The sequence below is a fragment of the Shewanella sp. NKUCC05_KAH genome, from assembly GCF_019345585.1.
GTDB lineage: Bacteria > Pseudomonadota > Gammaproteobacteria > Enterobacterales > Shewanellaceae > Shewanella > Shewanella oncorhynchi.
In genome coordinates this window covers 20,633-41,589 of record NZ_JAHKQZ010000019.1, presented here as the reverse complement: position 1 = coordinate 41,589, position 20,957 = coordinate 20,633, and the positions used below count along the sequence as shown (strand labels likewise).

The window sequence follows — 20,957 nt, the reverse complement described above, 5'->3', positions numbered from 1 at the left end:
TAAAAGATAAGGAATTCATTATGAAAAACACTTACCGTTTGTTGCTGTTGGCGAGTTTGTTACCTGTGGTTATGTCTACGCGGGCCGAGGTATTTGTCGCACCTTTTGGCGGTTATAGTCTGGGGGGCGGTCAATTTGATGTGAATCAATATGAGGTCAACACAGATCAAACGGGTGATAAGGCCGATGTGAAAGTCGAGGAGTCGAGTCATTACGGTTTGATGGTGGGTATTGGCACCAATGATCCCGGTAATATTTATCTTTTATATAGTCATCAAGCCTCTGAACTGAAAAGTGGCGGCTTGTTTACGCCAGACTTTTTTACCTCGTTAGATTTAGATTACATCCACTTGGGTGGCACTTTATATTTCCCCCGTGGCGATATCCAGCCCTATGTCACCGCCAGCGCGGGGATCACCCGCATGCTACCTAGCGGTTGGTCGAGCGAAACGCGTTTCTCCATGGGGATTGGTGGCGGGGTAGAGTATCAAGTGACGCCACACTTTGGCCTGTTTGCGGATATTCGGGGTTATGCGACTTTTATCAACAGTGACACTTCGCTGTTTTGCAATGAAGATGAATGCCTATGGCACATTACGTCGGATGTGATGTGGCAGGCTCAGGCTAACCTTGGGCTCAAAGTCAGTTTTTAGATTTAACGCATCGTCTTAAAAGGAGATTTAGTGGCATGAAAATAGTCGTACTTGATGGTGAAACCTTAAATCCTGGCGATCTCAGCTGGCAATCCTTAAATGAATTAGGCGAGTTTGCGTGTTTTCCCCGCACAAGTGGCGCTGATATTGTCGCGCGAGCCCAAGGTGCTGAAGTCATTCTCACCAATAAAACGCCCTTGAATGCAAAGACGCTAGCGCAACTTCCTAGTCTCAAATACATAGGCGTATTGGCCACGGGCACGAACGTTGTCGATATCGCGGCAGCTAAAGCGCAAGGTATAGTGGTCACTAATGTGCCCGCTTATGCGCCTGATGCCGTTGCGCAAATGGTGTTTGCCCATATTCTGCATCACACCCAAGCCGTGGCCGCCCATCATCAAGCTGTGGTCGATGGCCAGTGGGTGAACTGCCAAGATTTTTGTTTTACTTTAATGCCGTTGCAATCTTTAAAAGGCAAGACTTTAGGCTTAATAGGTTATGGCGATATCGGTCAGCAGGTGGGAACGCTCGCCCTCGCATTCGGGATGAAAGTTCTTGTCAATACTCGTTCAATCATCAAGGATTTACCCCAAGGCGTGATGTGGGCGCAACGTGATACTGTGCTTAGCGAATCAGATATTATTTCGCTCCATTGTCCGCTTACTCCAGAAACTGAGCAATTTATCAATCAACAAACCCTCGCCTTGATGAAGCCTAATGCGCTGCTGATTAATACAGCGCGCGGTGGATTAATTGATGAAGCCGCGCTTGCTGCTGCGCTGGCTCAAGGCAAGTTATTTGCCGGCGTGGATGTGTTATCGACCGAGCCGCCCACTGCAGATAATCCCTTACTGCATGCGCCTAATATCAGCATCAGCCCGCATAATGCGTGGGCGACGAAGGAAGCAAGGCAAAGTCTACTCAATATCGCAGTGGCGAATTTGAACGGTTATTTGAAGGGGGAAGTGATTAACTGCGTGAATAAGTAAAGCGGTATGCGTCTTTCTCTCTTTCATCATATCGACGTTGAGAGAGAAAGACGTAAATGGTTATTTATTATTGAGTTTTTCTTCTACGCATCCACCACACACCCAATAAGCCTGTGAGGGCTAATACGCCAAATACGACGGGCTTTTTCAGCTTGTGGTACAGGGCGTTCCATTCTGCCATTTCATTCGCCTGCGCTCGTTTTACTGCACCGTCAAAATCGGGCGCTTCACACTGCAAACCAAAGTTCTCGGCCCAAGGCACAAAGGGGCCGTTGGCGACGTATTTTTTGTAGTAACGTAGGGCAAGTTCTTGATCTCGATACAAGACCCAACCTGTGGCTTGGCAGAGTAGCGCTGCATAGGCTTGGCTGTTGTGGGGTACATGATCCGATGCCTTGTTGGCTAGTTCTGCTGCCGTGTAGCGATAATGGAAGCGTTTATCGGGAATTGCTTGGCTGGCGCTGATCCGCAGTTGTTCTTTCTCAGCCAGTTTGCTCGGCTCATTCCAATCACTTAGATCGAACACACCTTGGTAAATAGTGTAATCCGGGGCTAATTCAAATCCTAAGAGTTCCATGCCTTGGTGGCGAGCAAGTTCGGCAACAGCCCAATAGGCTTTCGCGCTATCAATGCCTTTTGTTTTTTTTGCTGCATTCAGCTCTGTGCCGTAGGCAAGGGCGCTGGCATTCAGTTTAGGATTAGGGAAGTAAACCGGCGCTTCAGCTATCGCGCCTTCGCGTAATAGCCTGCGACCTAACAAGTAGCGCAAGCGGTTGTTAATTGGCTCAATATTATCGTACCAGTCGCTGTCTTTAGGGTATTCAAAGGCGATAAATGGCACATGTTCGTCGATAAATAGCTTAAGTTCAGCCGTGGTGAGTACGCGCTCCGCCACATAGGCGATGTCTTGCCAGTACTCATCACCGCTGGCGAGTAAGTGATTGAGCGCATCGACATATTCGCCACGCTCTAGTGACAACACCCCTTGCTCGGCACGAATACGGCAGTAAGTGGCTGTATCTTCATCGGCATTAATGGCTTGTTGCTGAGTTTCTTTAGCGTCAACAGTGGCCGAGATCTTATTGAGCTGCTCAGGGAAGTGACGCGCAGCCTGAGCATAGGCCTTGGCCGCTTCTGCTTGATCGCCCTTTTGTAGCATTAATTTTGCGTTGAGCCACCAAGTGAGGCCGCTCGGTTTCGCTAGCGTTAATAGGCGCTCAGCACTGGCATAATCCCCTAACTGGTAATAAATCGCCGCTAATTTATCGCCATGGTTGAGCTGTAAGCCATCCGTTGGAAATACTTTAAGGAGCTCAGCAACCTTTAATCCCATTTCCGAAAGCTGGCCATTATAGGCAAATTCATTAGTGCTGCTTTGCCAATAGGCAATCAATAACTGCTGCACGCTCGCCTGTTGCAGTAGCGGCTTAAGTTCAGCAATCTCTTTACTCATCAAAGTGCGGCTTAACATCAATAAGGAATCATAACCGCCGCTATCGCCCTGTACCGATTGGGTGGCATAGAGCTCAATAGCTTTATTCAGTGCATCAGGGGTGAGAGCCATTTGCAGCTCTGACTCAGTTTCACCTGTAGCTTGATTGGTCAATTGCGGGAGCGGCTGGCCTTGGTGTAGCAGGATATAGGCTTGTTCACCTAAGCTCGCTAAACTCAAACGCAGGGGATCGGCTGCGCCTTGTGCGACTTCGGTTTGTAATTGTGTCAGGTAAGCATTGGCACGATTAAAATGTTCAGGATCAGCCGAAGTTTTGCTTAAGATAAGCTCAATACGCGACAGCGAATAGAGTGCCCACAGGCTACGAGATGCGCGTTCACTTTGTGGTAATTTGATGATTTTGCTGAAATAGTTACTCGCCCTCTCATAATCTTTTGCTTCAAACGCTACGGCACCTAAGGTGTACCAAGTTAGCGCTTGTGGTAGATCTTTGTCTAACTTAGCGGCCATTTGCTCGGCTTCAATGGGGCCCGTTGCATCCCGCAAAGTGTTCACTAAGGCTAAATGGGCGTCACTTAACTCGCTGTTTTCAAAGGCGCGAGTTTGTGAAAGATAACGGCTATGCACTTCATCCCAGAGATATTCCTGTGCAGCGGGTGCATCTTGATACTGCCAAGGCAAAGGTTTTGCGAGGGCGGTGAGCTGCTGGCTGAAAGAGGTTTGCGGTAAATAACTGAGATTGCTCTGCCTATCCTGAGTGAGTTGCAAAGGAAAATCGGGGCCGCAGGCCAATAGCATAGGGGAAAATAAGCTTAAACAAATGAGCGTGGTCTTTTTAAGCATAAAAGCCCGATTGGGTATTGCCATGGTAAATGATAGTTTTGGCTTATGGCGCATAAATTCCCTGTAAATATAATGACTCACAACGTGCCCAGCCTATCACTTTTTGGCCGCCAGGGTTGAGCATGTGTGTTTGAATGTCTCTGTTTGATTGCGGCATAGGCATGATTGCAGTGCGTGAAACTGTTTTGGTTGGTGTCAACGCTGCTGTATTCTCAGCTCGCCATTGCCACGTTAACAGCCCATCTTTTTGTATTACGCTATAGCCATTTTGCGCATCATACCCGCTGCAAGCTTGTCCCGCTAGCGACAAAAGAGGAGGAATTTCACCTGCAATATTACCGTGATTCATTAAGCTCAGTTGAAATAGCTGTGGCCTGTGGATTTCCAGATTTTTTGGCTTATTTTCAGCGGCTAATGTCGTTTGGGTTGTGGCCTCGTTATCGCTTGAGATCACTAATTCAATCTTGGCGGCAAGTTCACCTTGCTGTGCAACGGCGATTAAGGTGTTGAGTGGCCAAACCCTTTTATCCCCTTCCAGCGGCAGCCTAAACCAGATAATGCCTCTGAGTTTGGCATCTTTTTGAGTGTGTAGTTTTTGCACAAAGGCTTGTAATACTAGAGGATCGGCCATCAGTTCCTGTACTACATTGGCTGATTTGAGTTGATCGCGCAGCGGTGTTTCACTTTCAACTTTATAACCTGAAGCTGTACTGATGACCGCCGAACCATAGGCGGGGAGCGCAATAAGGTAAGGAACAGTGCTGATATTTGAGAGTTGCTGCACCCACTGCCAACCTTGAGTCGCATCGAATAGTCCGAGGCGTGGATCGCTTACGCTGTGAATTTGTAGCACCAGTTCATCAATACTGGTGAGTAACACGGGAAAATCGGCGCTACTGAGCCAAGCGGGCAGTGCAGTAATGCTGAGTTTGAGTTCTGCGGGTAACTGCGCTTTAAGCTTTTTAAGAAAATCCCGATAGGCTGGCAGTTTACTGTTGGCACTGTCGTGGTCGATTTCAACCCCCGCGATGTGCGTGCCTTTTGCCTGCCAATTTGCTAGTACTTGGCTGATTTTATTGATCACTTGTTCATCATTTAAATGCGCGAACTGACCATCTAAGCGAATCACGGCAATTTTTGGCCTAGGATCTGCCTGCAACCAAGCATGATTGACCGCAACTTCAAACCAAATGTCTGCGCCATTGGTTTTGGGATGTGCTTGCAGCGCTAAAATACGTAATCCTTGGAATGCACTTTGGCTTTGCACTAATGCCGTTTGATTGGCGGGGCGCCATTGGCGCTGCCAGATATAGACTTCCTGCGCGAGTGGCGCTCGAAGCGTTGTTGCTTCTGTAGCGGCTTTTACTGCGACACTGGTATTTGGGCTAGCCGTGGTTTCATTAGCGTTCGATGCTGGCTGACAGGCGCTCATAAATACGGCGGCGCTCAACAAAGCAAATAAGAACCATTGATTTTGGCTTATGTTTTTAACCAGATTGCCTATGCCCATACTACTGCTGTCGATTCCGTTTTGAGTGAGACATTACTATGCCTGAAAAATGCCACTTATACATCGCGGTCAAACTTCTGATAATGCCCACTAAGCTTGGTTTTCCTTTTGGTGCCTTGCTAATCAATATCAGAACTCAGATCTCAAAAATCAGGAGCGACTTGAAAGCGCATCTGTTCACGGGTGACGGGATGTTGAAGTATCAATAAATCTGCATGCAGATGCAGGCGATTGGCACGAGTGCCGTACAGATCGTCACCCAAAATGGGCGTATTTAGCCCTTCTGAGTGGGCGCAGTGAACTCTGAGTTGATGGGTTCGGCCCGTTTTTGGGGATAGATATACGCGGGCTGTACGTGCCATTTCATCGATATGGCTTAATTCCCAATAGGTTTGGGCCGCTTTGCCAAACTCGTGGCAAACGAGTTGCCTCGGTCTATCGTCTAAATCGCCACGTAGGGGTAAAGAGATTTGTCCTGCTGCCTGCTTATCTGCCATTGCTGTAGGGATCCCTGCTAAAAGTGCCACATAACGCTTAGTCACTGTGCGCTGGATAAACTGTTTTTGCAGCTGTTTATGGGCGTCTTTTGTCAATGCGATCACCATTAATCCCGAGGTCGACATATCGAGCCTGTGGACGATAAGTGGTCCAGTGGCATTGGGAAACGTTTGCCGCATGCGCGAATACACTGAGTCTTCAATCTCTTTGCCGGGCACTGATAAAAATTCGGCGGGTTTGTTCACAATCGCCATCGCCTCGTCTTGGTAGAGGATGTTTAAGGTTTTGCCTTCGGCAGGGTTCGTCAGCAGGGGATTATCATCGACAACAAGCCCTTCGAGCATATGCCCCAAGATAGGCTGGCATTTACGCAGACAGGCAGGATAAAACTGCTTATGTTGGCGAATTTCTGATTTTGGCGGCGCCCCCCACCAAAATTCGGCAATCGCCAATGGTTTAAGACCGTGTTTAAAGGCGTAATGTAGCAACTTAGGGGCGGCACATTCTCCCGAGCCTGCTGGCGGCGTTAACTCAACCGTCCCGTTAAATATGCCGTTAAGGCTTTTTTCTGAGCCGCGAATATTCAAAAAACGATACTGCTCAAACAGCTTTTGCTGCAGCGCCGCCGAGAGCTGTTTACGCTGTAGTCTTAATGCGTCACGCTTATCAGTGAGCAGAGTTAATGCTTGGCTGATGGCATGGATACGTTCATCCCAATAGCGTTTAATATCTCTTAACTGATTCTTTTCATTAATGCTTTCTTGGCTGAGTTTAGCTTCGATTGCCGTATTTTCACGTAAAGTCTCATCAGTCGGATTGGCAGCCCATTGCACTGCGAGTTGATTGCGCTGCGTCTTGCGGGATTGACGGCCGTCGATCATCACTTGCCTGTGGGCGGCAAGCTTGGCTTGTGCTTGAGCTTGCTCAGCGTTGAGTTCGCTCGATAGCCGAGGAATATCGGGATGATTTTCTACTGCAAGTAGCTGCTCGTTAATTTGGTTGATTTGCAGATTTTCGGCGTGGAAAAAATTGTCCTTAGCCAGCATATCAAACACAGGTGGAACGAAGCGTGGCCAATGGTTCTGCTCAGCTAACTTGCCCGAAAATGCCGACAAATAGCCCACATCTCCCTGCGGATCTTGCACTAAAAGTACACCAAACATTTTACCAATGGCACCGGTTAACTCCCCCGTGAGGCCAAAGTTATGTTGCCAATCGTTTTGAGTCTCAAGGTGGCGTTGTAATTCGTTGGCTGCGATCACGCATAATGGATGCGGTTCGTAATAGAAAGGAAAGGTAAAACGTTGCGGCAGGGCATAGGCATCAATGGCTTGTGTGAAAGAGGTAAAGCAAGAAGGCTGAAGATGCATATTGGGGTCTACTGTTGGTTTTACTTATCTGGGTTAATTATCGGAGTTAATTATCTGAGTTAAGCCACAACTTAGGATGATGGCTAGCAAGAAAGGGCGCTAGTTTACTCTGTCGATTTGGGACTGTCGATTTTGGGCAGTCACTTTTTATTGGTACGGATTTTAGATACGGCTCTGTGTTGAAAAAGGGAAATGGCATTAAAGCGCATTTCCCTTTGATGTGTCGCTTGTACTTAAAGCCAATTTTAAACGGTTAAACCCGCTTAAAAGATGACTTTTACTTTACTGGCGCTATCGAGTGCTTTGCTGATTGCGCTGTCGATATCGATATCACGGGCAAGCGCGACACCTAAACGGCGGCGACTATCAATATCGGGTTTGGCGAATAATCTAAGCTGAGTGTTGACCGCTTCTAATGCCGCACCAATCCCTTGATAGCGGATATTGTTTGAGGTGCCTTCGGCCAAAATAACCGCCGAGGCACTTGGACCATGCTGATGGATATTGGGAATAGGCAGGCCGAGAATCGCTCTCACATGTAGGGCAAATTCTGATAAATCTTGGCTGATGAGTGTGACTAAGCCTGTGTCGTGGGGTCTTGGCGAGACTTCAGAGAAATACACTTCATTGCCTTTAACAAACAGTTCTACGCCAAATAATCCATAACCGCCAAGGGCTTCGACGACTTTGCTCGCAATTGCTTGGGATTTTGCTAACACTTCATCGGACATGGCTTGTGGCTGCCATGACTCGCGATAATCGCCATCTTCTTGCCTGTGGCCAATGGGCGCACAAAAATGAATGCCGTTGACTGCGCTGATGGTTAACAGGGTGATTTCATAATCGAAGGGAATAAAGCCTTCGACTATCACGCGACCGCCGCCGGCGCGTCCGCCTTCTTGGGCGTATTGCCACGCTTTATGGCTGAGGGCGATATCGCGAATAACGCTTTGGCCTTTGCCCGAGGAACTCATGACTGGCTTCACCACACAGGGAACGCCAATTTCACTAATCGCTTGATTAAATTCGGTTTCGGTATCACAGAAAAAATACGGAGAAGTCGGTAAACCTAAGGTTTCAGCGGCGAGACGACGAATACCTTCCCTGTCCATAGTGAGCTTTGTTGCCCGAGCTGTTGGGATAATATTCACCCCTTCGGCTTCCATGTCCACTAAGGTTTGGGTGGCGATGGCTTCAATTTCTGGGATGACTAAGTGCGGTTTTTCTAACTCGATAACCGCACGCAGGGCGTTGGCATCGAGCATATTGATCACATGGGAGCGATGCGCGACTTGCATGGCGGGGGCGTTGGCGTAACGGTCAACGCCAATCACTTCAACGCCTAAGCGTTGCAGTTCAATGGCCACTTCTTTGCCAAGTTCACCGCAGCCGAGCAACATGGCGCGTCGTGCGCCCTCAGTGTAGGGAGTGCCTATCATGTGTGGGTACCTTTGAGATTGTAGGGATGATGAGTTTTATGCTTGCGTTCTATGTCGCAATGATGTGGCTAGTTTAGCCTGAACAGGCTTTAGGGTCATGGAGTAAATCGACAAGTGTGTCCCGGATCACTGGGGGCAAAAACGAAACAGCATATCTTTGGTTAATATTGGGGCTGAGGTTGAGAGTAAACTCAAATGTTAATGTCATGTTGGTAGCATGTTTGGGGACCATCCACTAATCTTTGGGATGGAATACATATTATTAATACAAGGAGATGCGGATGTTCTTAGATTACTTTGCGTTAGGTATTTTATTTTTCGTCATCATTATCATGTTTTATGGTGTCATTGCCATTCATGATATCCCCTATGAAATAGCCAAAAAGCGTAATCATCCCCAGCAAGATGCATTGCATATCGCCGGGTGGGTGAGTCTATTCACCCTACATGCAATTTGGCCATTTTTATGGATCTGGGCGACTTTATACCGTGAAGATCGCGGTTGGGGGTTCAATACTGTAATGAAGCGAGAATTAGTTTTAGAGGAGGATGTGAATTCATTGCGCGAGACGGTCAGAGGGCTTCAGACTCGGCTTGAACAGTTAGAGCAAATAACTCCCATGAATATAGCGCCTGCTGTGGATGCGATAAAAACAGACAAAGTTGAGGTATAACATGGATTTATTACTCATACTCACCTATGCGGCCGTGTGTATTGCTATCTTTAAAGTCTTTAAAATTCCGATGAATAAATGGACTGTTCCTACTGCAGTGCTGGGTGGAGTGTTCATTATTGGTACCTTATTGCTCGTGATGAATTACAACCATCCTTATTCTCGTTTTGCCCGTGAATATTTTGTCACTATCCCTATCACACCCGCAGTAAAAGGCTTAGTGACTTCGGTGGAAGTGCAGCCTAATGTGCCTGTTAAACAAGGGGATGTGTTATTTCGTCTCGATCCTATTCCCTTCGAGGCCGTTGTTAAACGTAAACGCGCTGCTTTGATGGAAGCAGAGCTCCAAGTGCCACAACTCGCCGCGGCGTGGGAGTCGGCTAAGGCTAATGTAGAGCGCGCTAGGGCCGATAAAGACCGTAATAAATCTGCCTTCGAGCGTTATGAGTTAGGCCGCAAGAAAGGGGGCGCGAATTCGCCTTTTACTGAACTAGAACTCGATAATAGGCGTCAATTGTACTTAGCCTCAGAGGCACAACTGACCGTCGCGAATGCTGAAGAACTGCGTGTCAGGCTGGCCTATGAATCTAATATTGATGGTGTTAATACCAAAGTGGCTGGCTTGCAAGCTGATTTAGCCAGTGCACTCTACGATTTAGAACAGACAGTCGTGCGGGCACCTGCAGATGGTGTGGTAACGCAAATGGCACTTCGTGCGGGAGCGATGGCAGTGCCTTTACCATTACGTCCAGTAATGAGCTTTATTCCCGACGAGCAACGCTACTTTGCGGGGGCATTCTGGCAAAACTCGTTAATGCGTTTGCAGGAAGGTGATGAAGCTGAAGTGATATTGGATGCCGCTCCAGGACAAATCTTTAAGGGAAAAGTGGCGAAAATATTACCCGCTATGGCTGAAGGTGAAGTTCAAATGGGCGGCGCGCTGCAGTCATCGGCTCGTTTATTTCAAAATGGTCGCGTGATTGTGCTGATTGATATCGAAGATGATGCTATCCGTAAGCAATTTCCTGCGGGTGTTTCTGGGCAGGTTGCAATTTATACTGAACATTTCCATCATGTCGCTGTGATGCGTAAAGTATTGCTGAGGATGCAAGGTTGGCTGAATTACTTGTTTTTTGATGGACATTAACCCTTAATCGGTTAACTTTTGTCTGTTGTATTAAGTCCAGTTCGCTGGACTTTTTTGTGACACATTTTTGGGTGAATAAAAAGGAATTTGAAAGCATGCAAGATATTCACGATTTAACCTCAGTGCTGCGCTCCAATACGCCAATTGTAGTGATTGAAACCTATGAAGAATATCGCGTGGTTGAGCTGCTTAAGCGGGTCGCCAGTGTGCTTTATCAACCTGTGTTTACATGGAGTATCACCCAAGGTCTGGCACGGGTCGATAAGCCCTTGGCGGCGCAAAAGTTTAATAGCGAACCTACAGATTTGCTCGGGCAAATTAAATCAACCTCGCAGCAGGGAATTTATGTGCTGTGCGACTTCCATCCCTTTGTGATTGATGCACCTAAGAATGTCCGTTTGCTTAAAGAAATCGCCCTTGAGTACGAGACGCTGCAACACACATTAGTGCTGGTGAGCCATGCCTTTGAAATTCCGCCTGAAATCAAACGTTATTGCGCTTATTTTCACTTAACTTTGCCAAGTACAGTGCAATTGCAAAATCTGATTTATCTTGAAGTTGATAAAATTCGTCACCAAGGTACGCCGCTACAGGTCGATGATGCGGCTGTGGTCAAATTAGCCGATAATCTGCGGGGTGTGACTTTAGACGATGCCCGTCGTCTCGTACGCAAAGCCATAGTCAATGACGGTGCTATTACCTTGTCAGATATCGACGCCATCAATAAAGCCAAGTTTCAGCTACTCGATCTTAATGGTGTGCTGCAATTTGAATACGACACCAGTGATTTTTCACAGGTTGCAGGACTGCATAATCTAAAAAAATGGCTCAAGCAGCGCTCGCCCATAGTGGCTGTCAGCGCCATTGACCAAGGCGGCCAGCCGACTCCAGTTCAGCACGTCAAAGCGCTCGATGCGCCCAAGGGGATTTTACTGCTGGGCGTTCAGGGCAGTGGTAAGAGCCTCGCGGCTAAGGCGGTTGCGGGCGTTTGGCAACGACCTTTGCTTAGGCTCGATATGGCAGCCTTATATAACAAATACATAGGCGAAACCGAGAAGAACCTGCGTAATGCACTGGATCTGGCTGACATGATGTCGCCCTGTGTGCTTTGGATAGATGAAATTGAAAAAGGCTTAAGCGGGAGTAGCAGCGATGAGGGCACCTCGACGCGGATCCTCGGCACCTTACTCACTTGGATGGCGGAGCGTAAATCTGAAGTGTTTGTGGTGGCTACCGCTAATGATATTCAAGTTCTGCCGCCAGAGTTGATGCGAAAGGGCAGGATGGATGAAATCTTTTTTGTCGATTTACCCGACGAAGCTATACGCAAAGCCATCTTCTTAATCCACTGTAAGCGCCGTGGAATCGATGTGGCGAGCTTAGATCTCGCCCAGTTATCGGCGCGTAGCCAAGGATTTTCCGGCGCCGAAATCGAACAAGCCGTTATTGCTGCCATGTATACCGCAAGAAGTGTCGAGTGCAGTGTCGACCAAGTGCTATTACTTGAAGAACTTAGTAAGACACGGCCTTTATCTGTGGTCATGAGCGATAAAATCAATGCGCTACGACAATGGGCAGCAGGCCGAACCGTGAATGCCCATGAGTAAGATTTTTGCTTGGTACCATGAGTGCTAACTAGCATTTTTAAACGCTATATTGGCTTAGTTATTTTCGAGATTCCCAAGGTACCGTTATGAATGGTGAGTCGTTTTACTGGATATTAGTGATACAAGGATAAGAGATTGAAAAGTATATATGAACTGATTGATATCGAAGACTCTGGCATAAAAGTAGTCAATGAAGTGGTTGCTGGTGCTGAGCATTGTGTAGAGATACTGCCGCCTTCAAAGGATCGGGTTGAAGTACTTGAATCCCTTCAGGTATCGACTCGTTCGGTATTAGGGGCTATTGCCTACGAAACCGGTGGGATTTTGATCGACAATGGATGGATTCGATTTTTCGGCTCTGGACATGAAAGATTGTCTAGAAACCTTACTGATTGGAATAGAAGTGCACATTATCTTTTAGTGGCTAATGACGTAGTTGGTGGATTTTTTGCTATCAACGGCGGCGGTTTAGGCGCAGATGTTGGGAATATATACTATTGGTCGCCAGACTCAATTCATTGGGAAGGGTTAGAAATCGGGTTCACAGATTTTTTTCAATGGTCAGCTACAAAGAGAATCAATGAGTTTTATGCGAGTTTAGGTAAAGAGCGCTTTCAAAAAACCTATTCACAGATAGCTACAGATAAATGCCTGAGCTTTTATCCATTTTTATGGGCGAAAGAAGGTTCTATTGAAATAAGCAGCGTGAAAGTGGTGTCAGTTGATGAAATGTATAGGCTGAAATTGGAATTATTAACCTCGGTTAGTTAATTCGTTTACCCGCTGATTTTATGAGTACTTCTGCAATAATTATTTGTTACAAACATCTAATATATTGATTGTTAGATGTAAATCTGCTTATCAGCTCTATTGATTCAACATGGATGGGCTGTATATGCCATCCATAATTAACTTCGGAGGGGACAGCGCCAAGATCTAGCTGACGTTTTGGCGGTATCTTGGGCTTTCTCGTTACCGCTTGCATCAAAAATCAAAGCTGTCGCTATCACCAAAAGTTGTCGCGGCAATGCCTAATGAGTGCTTCACTGTTTGGCGTGACAATATCTCTCTAAATGGTTTGAATCTTAGCGGTATCCACTCCCTGTGGTACCGCTAATGCTGCTTATTCCTATTATGATGACATTAGATATCAAAGGCGAGACTGCCCGGAGTCAGGAATGGCCAGTTAAGACGCGTCGGTGAACTCTCACCCTGCGCACCAAAGAAGTAAGCTGTTCTTGGGGTAGCGTAAACTACACTGCCTTTTTGCAACCCGAGTTCCTGCAGATTATGGTGGGTGAATTTGGCTTCCCACAGTTCTTCGCTATGCCAGCCGTGTGGGGCTAATTCCAGTCTTACTTCGGCGCCAATGGGGGTCATGGCGACAATATTGAACGGCAAATTGGCCTGACTATTAGGCTTATTTGACAGCGCTAATTCGTGACTGCGTACGTAGAGAACACCATCTTGCTGCAGTGTTTGCTGTTCTGGAGGTGTTAAAAATGCTTGACCATTTTCCCAACGTTTTTGTTGCCAACTGGCTTCAAAGACATTGACGTTACCAAGAAAATCAAACACAAAGCGACTATTGGGGTGCGAGTATAGCTCAGCAGGTGTATTAATCTGCTCTATATGACCATTACTCATCACTACCACTCTATCTGAAAGCTCAAGCGCCTCATCCTGATCGTGGGTCACAAACACGCTGGTGAATTTCAATTCATCATGCAGGCTGCGTAGCCAGCGGCGTAGTTCTTTACGCACTTTAGCATCTAAGGCGCCAAAGGGTTCATCCAGTAGCAAGACTTCTGGTTGGGTTGCCAGTGCGCGGGCCAATGCAATGCGCTGTTTTTGTCCTCCCGAGAGTTGTTCAGGATAGCGCTGTGCGAGGTGGCCTAGTTGTACTGTTTCTAGCAGCTGTGTCACTCGCTTATGAATTTCTGCCGCCGAAGGCCTTTGTTTTTTCGGCATGACTTCGAGTCCAAAAGCGACGTTATCGGCGACCGTCATATGGCGAAACAGCGCGTAGTTTTGAAACACAAAACCTACGCGTCTTTCACGCACATGCACTTGGGTGACATCTCGGTTGCCGAATTGAATTTGGCCGCTATCGGCTCCTTCAAGACCGGCAATAATCCGCAGCAGTGTGGTTTTGCCAGAACCTGATGGCCCTAGCAGACCAATCATTTCCCCTTCTTGAATATCGAGATTAAGTGGGGAAAGCGCCTGAAATTGGCCAAATTTCTTGGAAATATTAGTAAGACGAATACTCATAGTTGGCTCTGCTCTTTATTGTCATTGGCGGTTAAACTGCGTTGTTGCCGCCATTCCACTACGGCTTTTAACATTAGGGTAAATAGGGCGATCAGGGCCAGTAATGACGCGCTCGCGAAGGCGGCTTCGGCCTGATAATCTTCATACAATAATTGCACATGTAAAGGTAAGGTATTGGTTTCGCCGCGAATGTTGCCAGACACGACAGCAACGGCACCAAATTCGCCCACGGCTCTGGCATTGGTGAGGATCACACCGTAAATCAGTGCCCATTTGATGTTGGGCAGGGTCACGCGGCGAAAGAGTTGCCACCATGACGCTCCAAGGATCACTGCAGCTTCTTCTTCCGATGCGCCCTGTTGTTGCATCAATGGGATCAGTTCTCTGGCTACAAAGGGGCAAGTGACAAAAATGGTCACTAATAGTATTCCTGGCCAAGCAAACATGATCTGCAGATCGTGCTCATATAGCCATTCGCCCAGCCAGCCACTGTTGCCATAGAGCAGCAAATAGAGCAAACCTGCGACGACAGGGGAGACCGCAAATGGAATATCAATTAGCGTGATCAGTAACTTGCGACCGGGGAATTCAAAACGAGTCACGCTCCAGGCCAGCATGATTCCGAACACTAAATTGATTGGTACTGTGAGCGCTGCCACCATCAGCGTTAAACCAATCGCATGCAGCGAATCTGGTTGAGTTAAGTGTCCAATATAACGCTCCCAACCTCCGACAAACGCTTGCTGAAAAATACTCACCAGCGGCAATAGTAACAATAGCAAGCCTAAGAGCACGGCGAGGGTAATAAGGCTCCATTTGATCAGGGGCGCTTCACCGACTCTTAAGGGTTTAAATGAGTTCATATTCGCTCCTTATCGTCCATGAATGCGGCGCAGATAACGCGCCTGCCACAGGTTTATCAGCAGTAATAGCAGTAACGAGGTCATCAGAACCACTGAGGCAATGGCGCTGGCACCTGCAAAATCAAACTCCTGCAGGCGCACAAAGATCATTAACGAAGTGATTTCACTGATATAAGGCATATTGCCAGCGATAAAGATCACTGCACCAAACTCACCCAGACTGCGGGTAAAAGATAGTGCCGTTCCAATCATTAATGCTGGCCAAAGGGAGGGCAAAATAACCCGCCAGAATACCGAACGATCCGAGGCGCCAAGCGTCATTCCCGCTTCTTCTTCCTCGTGGGATAACTCTTCGAGAACGGGTTGTACTGTACGAACCACAAAGGGAATACTGGTGAAAATCATCGCGACTACTATGCCTAGCGGGGTGTAGGCAACTTTTATGCCCCATTCAGCTAATAGACTACCGATTTGGCCGTTTTCCGCATAAAGGGTGGCTAAGGTGATACCGGCAACGGCGGTCGGCAAGGCAAAGGGTAAATCTACCAAGGCATCTAAAATGCGTTTGCCGGGAAATTCATAACGCACGAGTACCCATGCGAGTAATAATCCGAAAAGGCAGTTAAATAATGATGCCGCGAGCGCCGATAGTATGGTAACTCGGTAACTGGCAACCACTCTGGGATCGGCAATCACGCCCCAGTATTCGGACCAGCTCATTGAACTGGTCTGCATAATTAAGCCTGTGGTCGGCAATAATAGGATTAGGCTGACAAAGAGTAGGGACACACCTAAGCTGATGGTAAAACCGGGAAGAACCCGCTTATGGCGTAAACGCCCGTTATTAAAAATCACAGAATAATCACCCGATCAGGTTAATTGCGTTAAACCAATACTATTTATACGGTTCGCTCGTTGTTGGCTCAAGCCATTTGTTGGATGCAATCTTTACGGCTAACACTGATTGATAAATGCCAATTAGCGATAAACCCGAGACTTTGCTCGGGTTCAATGTTGATATCTTACTACATTAAGGACGATATCAGCGCTTTAATAGCTCATCGAGTTTTGCACCGTTAGCAAACTGCGTTTTCATGGCATTATCCCAACCACCGATGATTTGCTCAACAGTCAGCAGGTCAACGGTAGGGAACTGCTTAGCAAACTCAGCTTTTACCTTTTCGTTGTGTACACGATAGCTGAATCCTGCCAGTAGACGTTGTGCTTCTTCGCTGTAGAGATAATTCAAATACTCAGTTGCGAGTTCCTGTGTACCGTTACGCTTAGCATTTTTCTCAACTACAGCGACGGGGAACTCTGCCAGAATCGAGGTTTTTGGTACAACTACTTGGTAATCGTCCGTACCATACTGCTGGCGGATATTGTTCACTTCCGATTCAAAGGTAATTAATACATCACCGATCCCACGTTCAACAAAGGAGGTGGTCGCACCGCGGCCGCCAGTATCAAATACTGCGACATTACCGAGGAATTTTTTCAGGAATTGATCCAGTTTAGCCTGATTATCCTTACCATAGTTTTTCTGAGCATAACCTAATGCGGCTAAATAAGTGTAGCGAGCATTACCAGAGGTTTTTGGGTTAGGAAAGACCAGTTTAACGTCATCTTTAGCTAAATCGCCCCAGTCGCTGATTTGCTTTGGGTTACCCTTGCGCACCAAAAATGCAATGGTGGAATAGTAAGGTGAACTGGCGTTAGGCAGTAATTGTTGCCAATTTTCTGGGATCAATTTACCGCGATCGTGCAGAACTTGTACGTCAGTCACTTGATTAAACGTTACCACATCTGCGGGTAATCCCTGCAGAATCGAGCGTGCCTGTGCAGATGATCCTGCATGGGATTGTTTAATTTCGACGGTTTTACCTGTTTTCTCTTCCCAATGTTTGGCAAAAACGGGGTTGTAGGCATTGAATAATTCCCGTGCGATATCATAAGAGGAATTAAGCAGGGTTTGATCTGCGGCAGTCACATTGAGTGAGGTTCCCAGAATGAGGGTTCCTAGCAGGGCCTTTATCAATTTTACGGACATTTTTAACTCCTTAATCTGGCAATTTTGTCAGCGTTATGGCACCTAGAGTAATAGAATTAATTGTTTATAAAAAGCCAGTTGAATAGAACTTTTTTGAATAACTATGAGCGATTTATTTTATGTTATAAGCAGTATTCACCGTGTTTGTCAGTGGTAACCGACTTAGAATAGGCTATCGCTTAGTTGTTTTTATCAAGTAAAGGATAATCCTAGTGTCTGACTTTCCGACAATTGAAGCCTGCATCGGGCAAACTCCGCTGGTTCGCTTGCAGCGGCTTAACTGTGGTACTTCCACTGTACTATTAAAATTGGAAGGCAATAACCCCGCGGGTTCAGTAAAAGATCGTCCTGCACTCAATATGATTATTCAGGCCGAACTTCGCCAAGAAATAAGCCCTGGTGATACGCTTATTGAGGCAACGAGTGGCAATACTGGGATTGCGCTGGCGATGGCGGCGGCAATCAAAGGATACAAGATGATCCTGATTATGCCGAGTAATTCGACTCAGGAGCGTAAGGATGCGATGCAAGCCTATGGCGCAGAGCTCATGCTAGTGGATAACATGGAGACTGCGCGGGATTTGGCGCTGCAGTTACAAAGCGAAGGCAAAGGTAAGGTGCTGGATCAATTTAATAACCAAGATAACGCTAATGCCCATTTCCTCACGACAGGCCCTGAGATCTGGCAACAGAGTCTAGGCAAAATTACCCACTTTGTGTCAAGTATGGGGACGACAGGTACCATAATGGGTGTGTCAAAATACCTTAAAAGTTGTAATCCCGACATCACTATTGTCGGCCTTCAGCCCGCAGATGGCAGTGCTATTCCTGGGATTCGGCGTTGGCCGCAGGCATATTTGCCTGGGATTTTTGATGCTTCTTGGGTTGATTTAGTTATGGATATTGAAGAGCAAGATGCAAAAGCCATGGCGAGAACCTTAGCGCGAGAGGAAGGGATTTGTGCTGGAGTCAGTTCGGGCGGTGCCGTGTTTGCTGCGCTGGAGATTGCTAAACAATATCCGGGTTCTGTGGTCGTGGCGATTGTCTGTGATAGGGGTGATCGTTACCTTTCGTCAGGGCTTTTTTCCTGAGTCCTAGATTTTTACTTTAAGCATATTGAGCGATATGAATGTTTGATGGGTGAAAATGGGCGAGATACGCCCATTTTTACCCTTTAAAACGTGATCATTTTTTCGGTGGGAATTGCGCCAAAATTCGGTTGACGGCTTTGGCGGTATCTTGGGCTTTCTCGTTACCGCCTGCATCGAAATCATAGCTGTCGCTGCCACGCCAAATAAGAGCTTTGGTCTTAGGATCGACAATATCTATCTGAATGGTTTGAATTTTAGCGGTATCACTCCCCAGCGGCACGCCAACACTGGTGCCTATTCCAATCCCGCCCGAATTTCCGAATGTGCCTGTGCCTAATCCAATGGATAGCCCTGAATCTTTGGGCTTATCTTGGGTGAGTAAGGCGTAGGCGACGTTAAAGTCCGGCGACGCTGTATTTTCTACAAACCCTTTTTGAGTCAATTGGTTGTTAATTTCTACTTGAATACGCTGGGCGCTTAACGGGTCATCCGTCGGCTGTGGTGTTAACTGGGTAAAACTGCGTAGTGCGGTGAAGTCGTAATTGAGATCATAATCGTTTTTCGGTTTACTGCTGCAAGCGCTTAATAAGGCAACAGCGACGAGCAGACTGGCAAAGTGACGGTATCCCATGATAGTGCTCCAAGTTGTACAAACTCTGTTCAATGTGCCTTGATTAAGGTTGTTTCTGCAAGTACTTTAGATAAGCGTGTTGTATTTGAATCGTTTTGAATGCAATCCAACGGTATCTTTTTTAGCGCGGGTCGTTTTGAGTATGGTTCATTTTTAGATAGGAATAGCGGCGGGTTATGGAACAGTTAGCCTTTTTTGATATCCCGAGTCCTTGTATCGGTGTGTGTGTTACCGATGCGCGCGGTTACTGTAATGGTTGCCTGCGAAGCCGTGACGAAAGATTCAATTGGTTAACGTTTTCAGATGCGCAAAAGTATGATGTCATTCGCCTGTGTACTCAACGTAAACGTCGTCGCCAGTTGGCGATGATGAAAGCACGGCAAGCGCAAATAGAGCAAGAAAGAGCAGCGTTAAACCCACAGTTGAATTTTGAGCCTGAGCCCGAAGCCGATCTGGATTTTGGTGGCTTCGAGCTAGACTAATATCTTGAATACTTTGTTAAATAGTCTTATTTAACTGACTTATTTAATTGACTTGTAGAATTAGCGCGTTAGATGAATAACAGACCCGCAGTCGTTTAATCCCAATCCCTATTACAGCTTACGCTTCTTCGGCCAGATTAAACTAAATCGAGTATGTTGTGCATCACTGGTAACACTCACATTCCCTTGATGTCGTTGCATAATCCGTTTGATGATCGCAAGGCCTAAACCATGTCCTTTATTGCCATTCTGTACCGATTGGCTGCGATAAAATGGCTCGAACACTTTCGGTAAATCCACCGCAGGGATAGGTTCGCCGTCGTTACTCACACTTAAATTGACCCTGTGCTGGGTCTGCTTAACCTCAATGATGATTTCAGTGCGGGCAAAGCGTTGTGCATTGGTCAGTAAATTCTGTAGTGCCCGTTCGATTAATGCGGGTTCTCCGAATAAGGGCAGTTTTTCGACTTCGGCTTTGAGCGTTATAGGCGTTGGACTTAAGGTTTCTAGGCGCTTAATACTTTGATTGATGAGATTAATTAAATCGTACTCATCCAACTGGATACCTTCTCGCTGTGACTCTAAGCTGGCGTAGGTCAGCAGTTCTTGAAGTAAGTCTTCCATTTCTTTGATGTCGAGCTGCATTTCATCGAGAAAGTCTTGTCGCTTCTGTTCGTCCGAATCTGGCTGACAATACATAGGCATAAGTGCAAGAGCGAATTTGAGCCTCGCCAGTGGCGTGCGGATCTCATGGGATACCGCATTAGAAAGGTGTTTCTGGTTCTCAATCAAGGCGCTGATATGTCGCGCCATTTCGTTAAACGTATTGGCTAAGGGCTTAACTTGGGAGCGATTTGACAGGGTAATCCGCGTGTCCCATTTGGCTTCGCCAAATTCTTTGGTGGCCTTACGCAGTATGCTCAAATCCCGTGAAAGCGGGCCGACCCAAATTAGCGCAACAAGGGCGAGTGATAAATAAAAGAACAGGGTGAACAGGCTGCGAAGGTTGGCTCTGGGATCGATGTCCAGCGGCCCCGCCATTAAGACTTGATCGTCTACTCGAATAAATTGCAGCAGGCTATCATCATTGGCCGTGGTGGTGAACACCTTGCTTGTGCTTAACGCTTGATTATCTGCTAGCGCGACTTGATCTGCATTGAGTAATTGCAGTGGCATCACAGGGTTCGCTGGGATCGCCTCCAGATACCGTTGGCGGGCATCGGGAGGTAATTCCGCTAATAATTGCGCTAATGCCACTAACGGCGCATCGAGGGCATTATTGTCATCAACATTCTTCTGCCACAGGCTGTCGAGTGTCCAGCCAATCCCAAGCACGCTGAGACTGAGTAGCAGATATAAACTGATAAAGAGACGTTTCACTGT

At 47.0% G+C, this 20,957-nt stretch carries 18 protein-coding genes; 8 read left to right on the top strand and 10 right to left on the bottom strand.

The features are described 5' to 3' along the window. Positions 1–20: 20 nt before the first annotated feature. Together KO533_RS16795 and KO533_RS16790 are read left to right on the top strand one after the other, a co-directional pair. Positions 21–653 (top strand): outer membrane beta-barrel protein, encoded by a 633-nt coding sequence (locus KO533_RS16795; RefSeq protein WP_219255252.1) that lies wholly within the window; start codon positions 21–23, stop codon positions 651–653. A 35-nt stretch (positions 654–688) separates the two neighbouring features. Next, positions 689–1,642 (top strand): D-2-hydroxyacid dehydrogenase, encoded by a 954-nt coding sequence (locus tag KO533_RS16790; protein WP_219255250.1) that lies wholly within the window; start codon positions 689–691, stop codon positions 1,640–1,642. Between the two features lie 67 nt (positions 1,643–1,709). On the opposite strand, the gene KO533_RS16785 is transcribed toward KO533_RS16790, so the two are convergent. The 4 genes from KO533_RS16785 to purT form a co-directional block, all read right to left on the bottom strand. Further along, positions 1,710–3,992: a hypothetical protein gene (locus tag KO533_RS16785; protein WP_173496954.1), complete on the bottom strand. Its 2,283-nt coding sequence runs from the start codon at positions 3,990–3,992 to the stop codon at positions 1,710–1,712. Next, entirely contained in the window at positions 3,982–5,448 is a 1,467-nt protein-coding gene (locus tag KO533_RS16780; RefSeq protein ID WP_173246362.1) for a DUF3142 domain-containing protein, read from the bottom strand. Before KO533_RS16780 ends, KO533_RS16785 begins: the two co-directional genes overlap by 11 nt. A 143-nt stretch (positions 5,449–5,591) precedes the next feature. After that, positions 5,592–7,316: an RluA family pseudouridine synthase gene (locus tag KO533_RS16775; RefSeq protein ID WP_173246359.1), complete on the bottom strand. Its 1,725-nt coding sequence runs from the start codon at positions 7,314–7,316 to the stop codon at positions 5,592–5,594. 263 nt (positions 7,317–7,579) lie between these two features. After that, positions 7,580–8,755, bottom strand: a complete 1,176-nt coding sequence (purT, locus tag KO533_RS16770) for a formate-dependent phosphoribosylglycinamide formyltransferase (RefSeq protein WP_173246356.1) — start codon at positions 8,753–8,755, stop codon at positions 7,580–7,582. 281 nt (positions 8,756–9,036) lie between these two features. On the opposite strand from purT, the gene KO533_RS16765 reads away from it, so the two are divergent. From KO533_RS16765 to KO533_RS16750, 4 genes are all read left to right on the top strand, one after another. Next, positions 9,037–9,429, top strand: coding sequence for a DUF3302 domain-containing protein (locus KO533_RS16765; protein WP_028759246.1), 393 nt, complete (start codon positions 9,037–9,039; stop codon positions 9,427–9,429). A gap of 1 nt (position 9,430) precedes the next feature. After that, the gene (locus tag KO533_RS16760) at positions 9,431–10,576 is read left to right on the top strand and encodes an HlyD family secretion protein (protein ID WP_105249984.1); all 1,146 of its coding nucleotides are present in this window, start codon (positions 9,431–9,433) and stop codon (positions 10,574–10,576) included. Between the two features lie 95 nt (positions 10,577–10,671). Then, positions 10,672–12,183, top strand: a complete 1,512-nt coding sequence (locus KO533_RS16755) for an AAA family ATPase (protein ID WP_168825038.1) — start codon at positions 10,672–10,674, stop codon at positions 12,181–12,183. 135 nt (positions 12,184–12,318) lie between these two features. Beyond that, positions 12,319–12,954: a DUF2625 family protein gene (locus KO533_RS16750; RefSeq protein ID WP_173246350.1), complete on the top strand. Its 636-nt coding sequence runs from the start codon at positions 12,319–12,321 to the stop codon at positions 12,952–12,954. 372 nt (positions 12,955–13,326) lie between these two features. Here KO533_RS16750 and KO533_RS16745 read toward each other — a convergent pair whose 3' ends face one another. From KO533_RS16745 to cysP, 4 genes are all read right to left on the bottom strand, one after another. Then, complete coding sequence (locus KO533_RS16745; protein WP_173246348.1) at positions 13,327–14,457, bottom strand: TOBE-like domain-containing protein; 1,131 nt, start codon at positions 14,455–14,457, stop codon at positions 13,327–13,329. After that, positions 14,454–15,320: a sulfate ABC transporter permease subunit CysW gene (cysW, locus tag KO533_RS16740; protein ID WP_028759251.1), complete on the bottom strand. Its 867-nt coding sequence runs from the start codon at positions 15,318–15,320 to the stop codon at positions 14,454–14,456. Before cysW ends, KO533_RS16745 begins: the two co-directional genes overlap by 4 nt. Before the next feature lie 9 nt (positions 15,321–15,329). Beyond that, entirely contained in the window at positions 15,330–16,175 is an 846-nt protein-coding gene (cysT, locus tag KO533_RS16735) for a sulfate/thiosulfate ABC transporter permease CysT (RefSeq protein ID WP_105249982.1), read from the bottom strand. A 187-nt stretch (positions 16,176–16,362) separates the two neighbouring features. Next, a complete protein-coding gene (gene cysP, locus KO533_RS16730; protein WP_168825039.1) occupies positions 16,363–17,370 on the bottom strand; it encodes a thiosulfate ABC transporter substrate-binding protein CysP in 1,008 nt (335 codons plus the stop codon). 212 nt (positions 17,371–17,582) lie between these two features. Here cysP and cysM point away from each other — a divergent pair, with 212 nt between their 5' ends. Continuing rightward, positions 17,583–18,461, top strand: a complete 879-nt coding sequence (cysM, locus tag KO533_RS16725) for a cysteine synthase CysM (RefSeq protein WP_219255248.1) — start codon at positions 17,583–17,585, stop codon at positions 18,459–18,461. 94 nt (positions 18,462–18,555) lie between these two features. Here cysM and KO533_RS16720 read toward each other — a convergent pair whose 3' ends face one another. After that, positions 18,556–19,092 (bottom strand): DUF4136 domain-containing protein, encoded by a 537-nt coding sequence (locus tag KO533_RS16720; protein WP_219250280.1) that lies wholly within the window; start codon positions 19,090–19,092, stop codon positions 18,556–18,558. Positions 19,093–19,268: 176 nt separating this feature from the next. Here KO533_RS16720 and KO533_RS16715 point away from each other — a divergent pair, with 176 nt between their 5' ends. Beyond that, positions 19,269–19,574 carry a DUF1289 domain-containing protein gene (locus KO533_RS16715; protein WP_028759256.1) on the top strand — a complete coding sequence of 102 codons (306 nt, stop codon included), beginning with the start codon at positions 19,269–19,271 and terminating at the stop codon, positions 19,572–19,574. Between the two features lie 111 nt (positions 19,575–19,685). Here KO533_RS16715 and KO533_RS16710 read toward each other — a convergent pair whose 3' ends face one another. Continuing rightward, positions 19,686–20,954 (bottom strand): ATP-binding protein, encoded by a 1,269-nt coding sequence (locus KO533_RS16710; RefSeq protein ID WP_168825043.1) that lies wholly within the window; start codon positions 20,952–20,954, stop codon positions 19,686–19,688. Positions 20,955–20,957 lie beyond the last annotated feature (3 nt).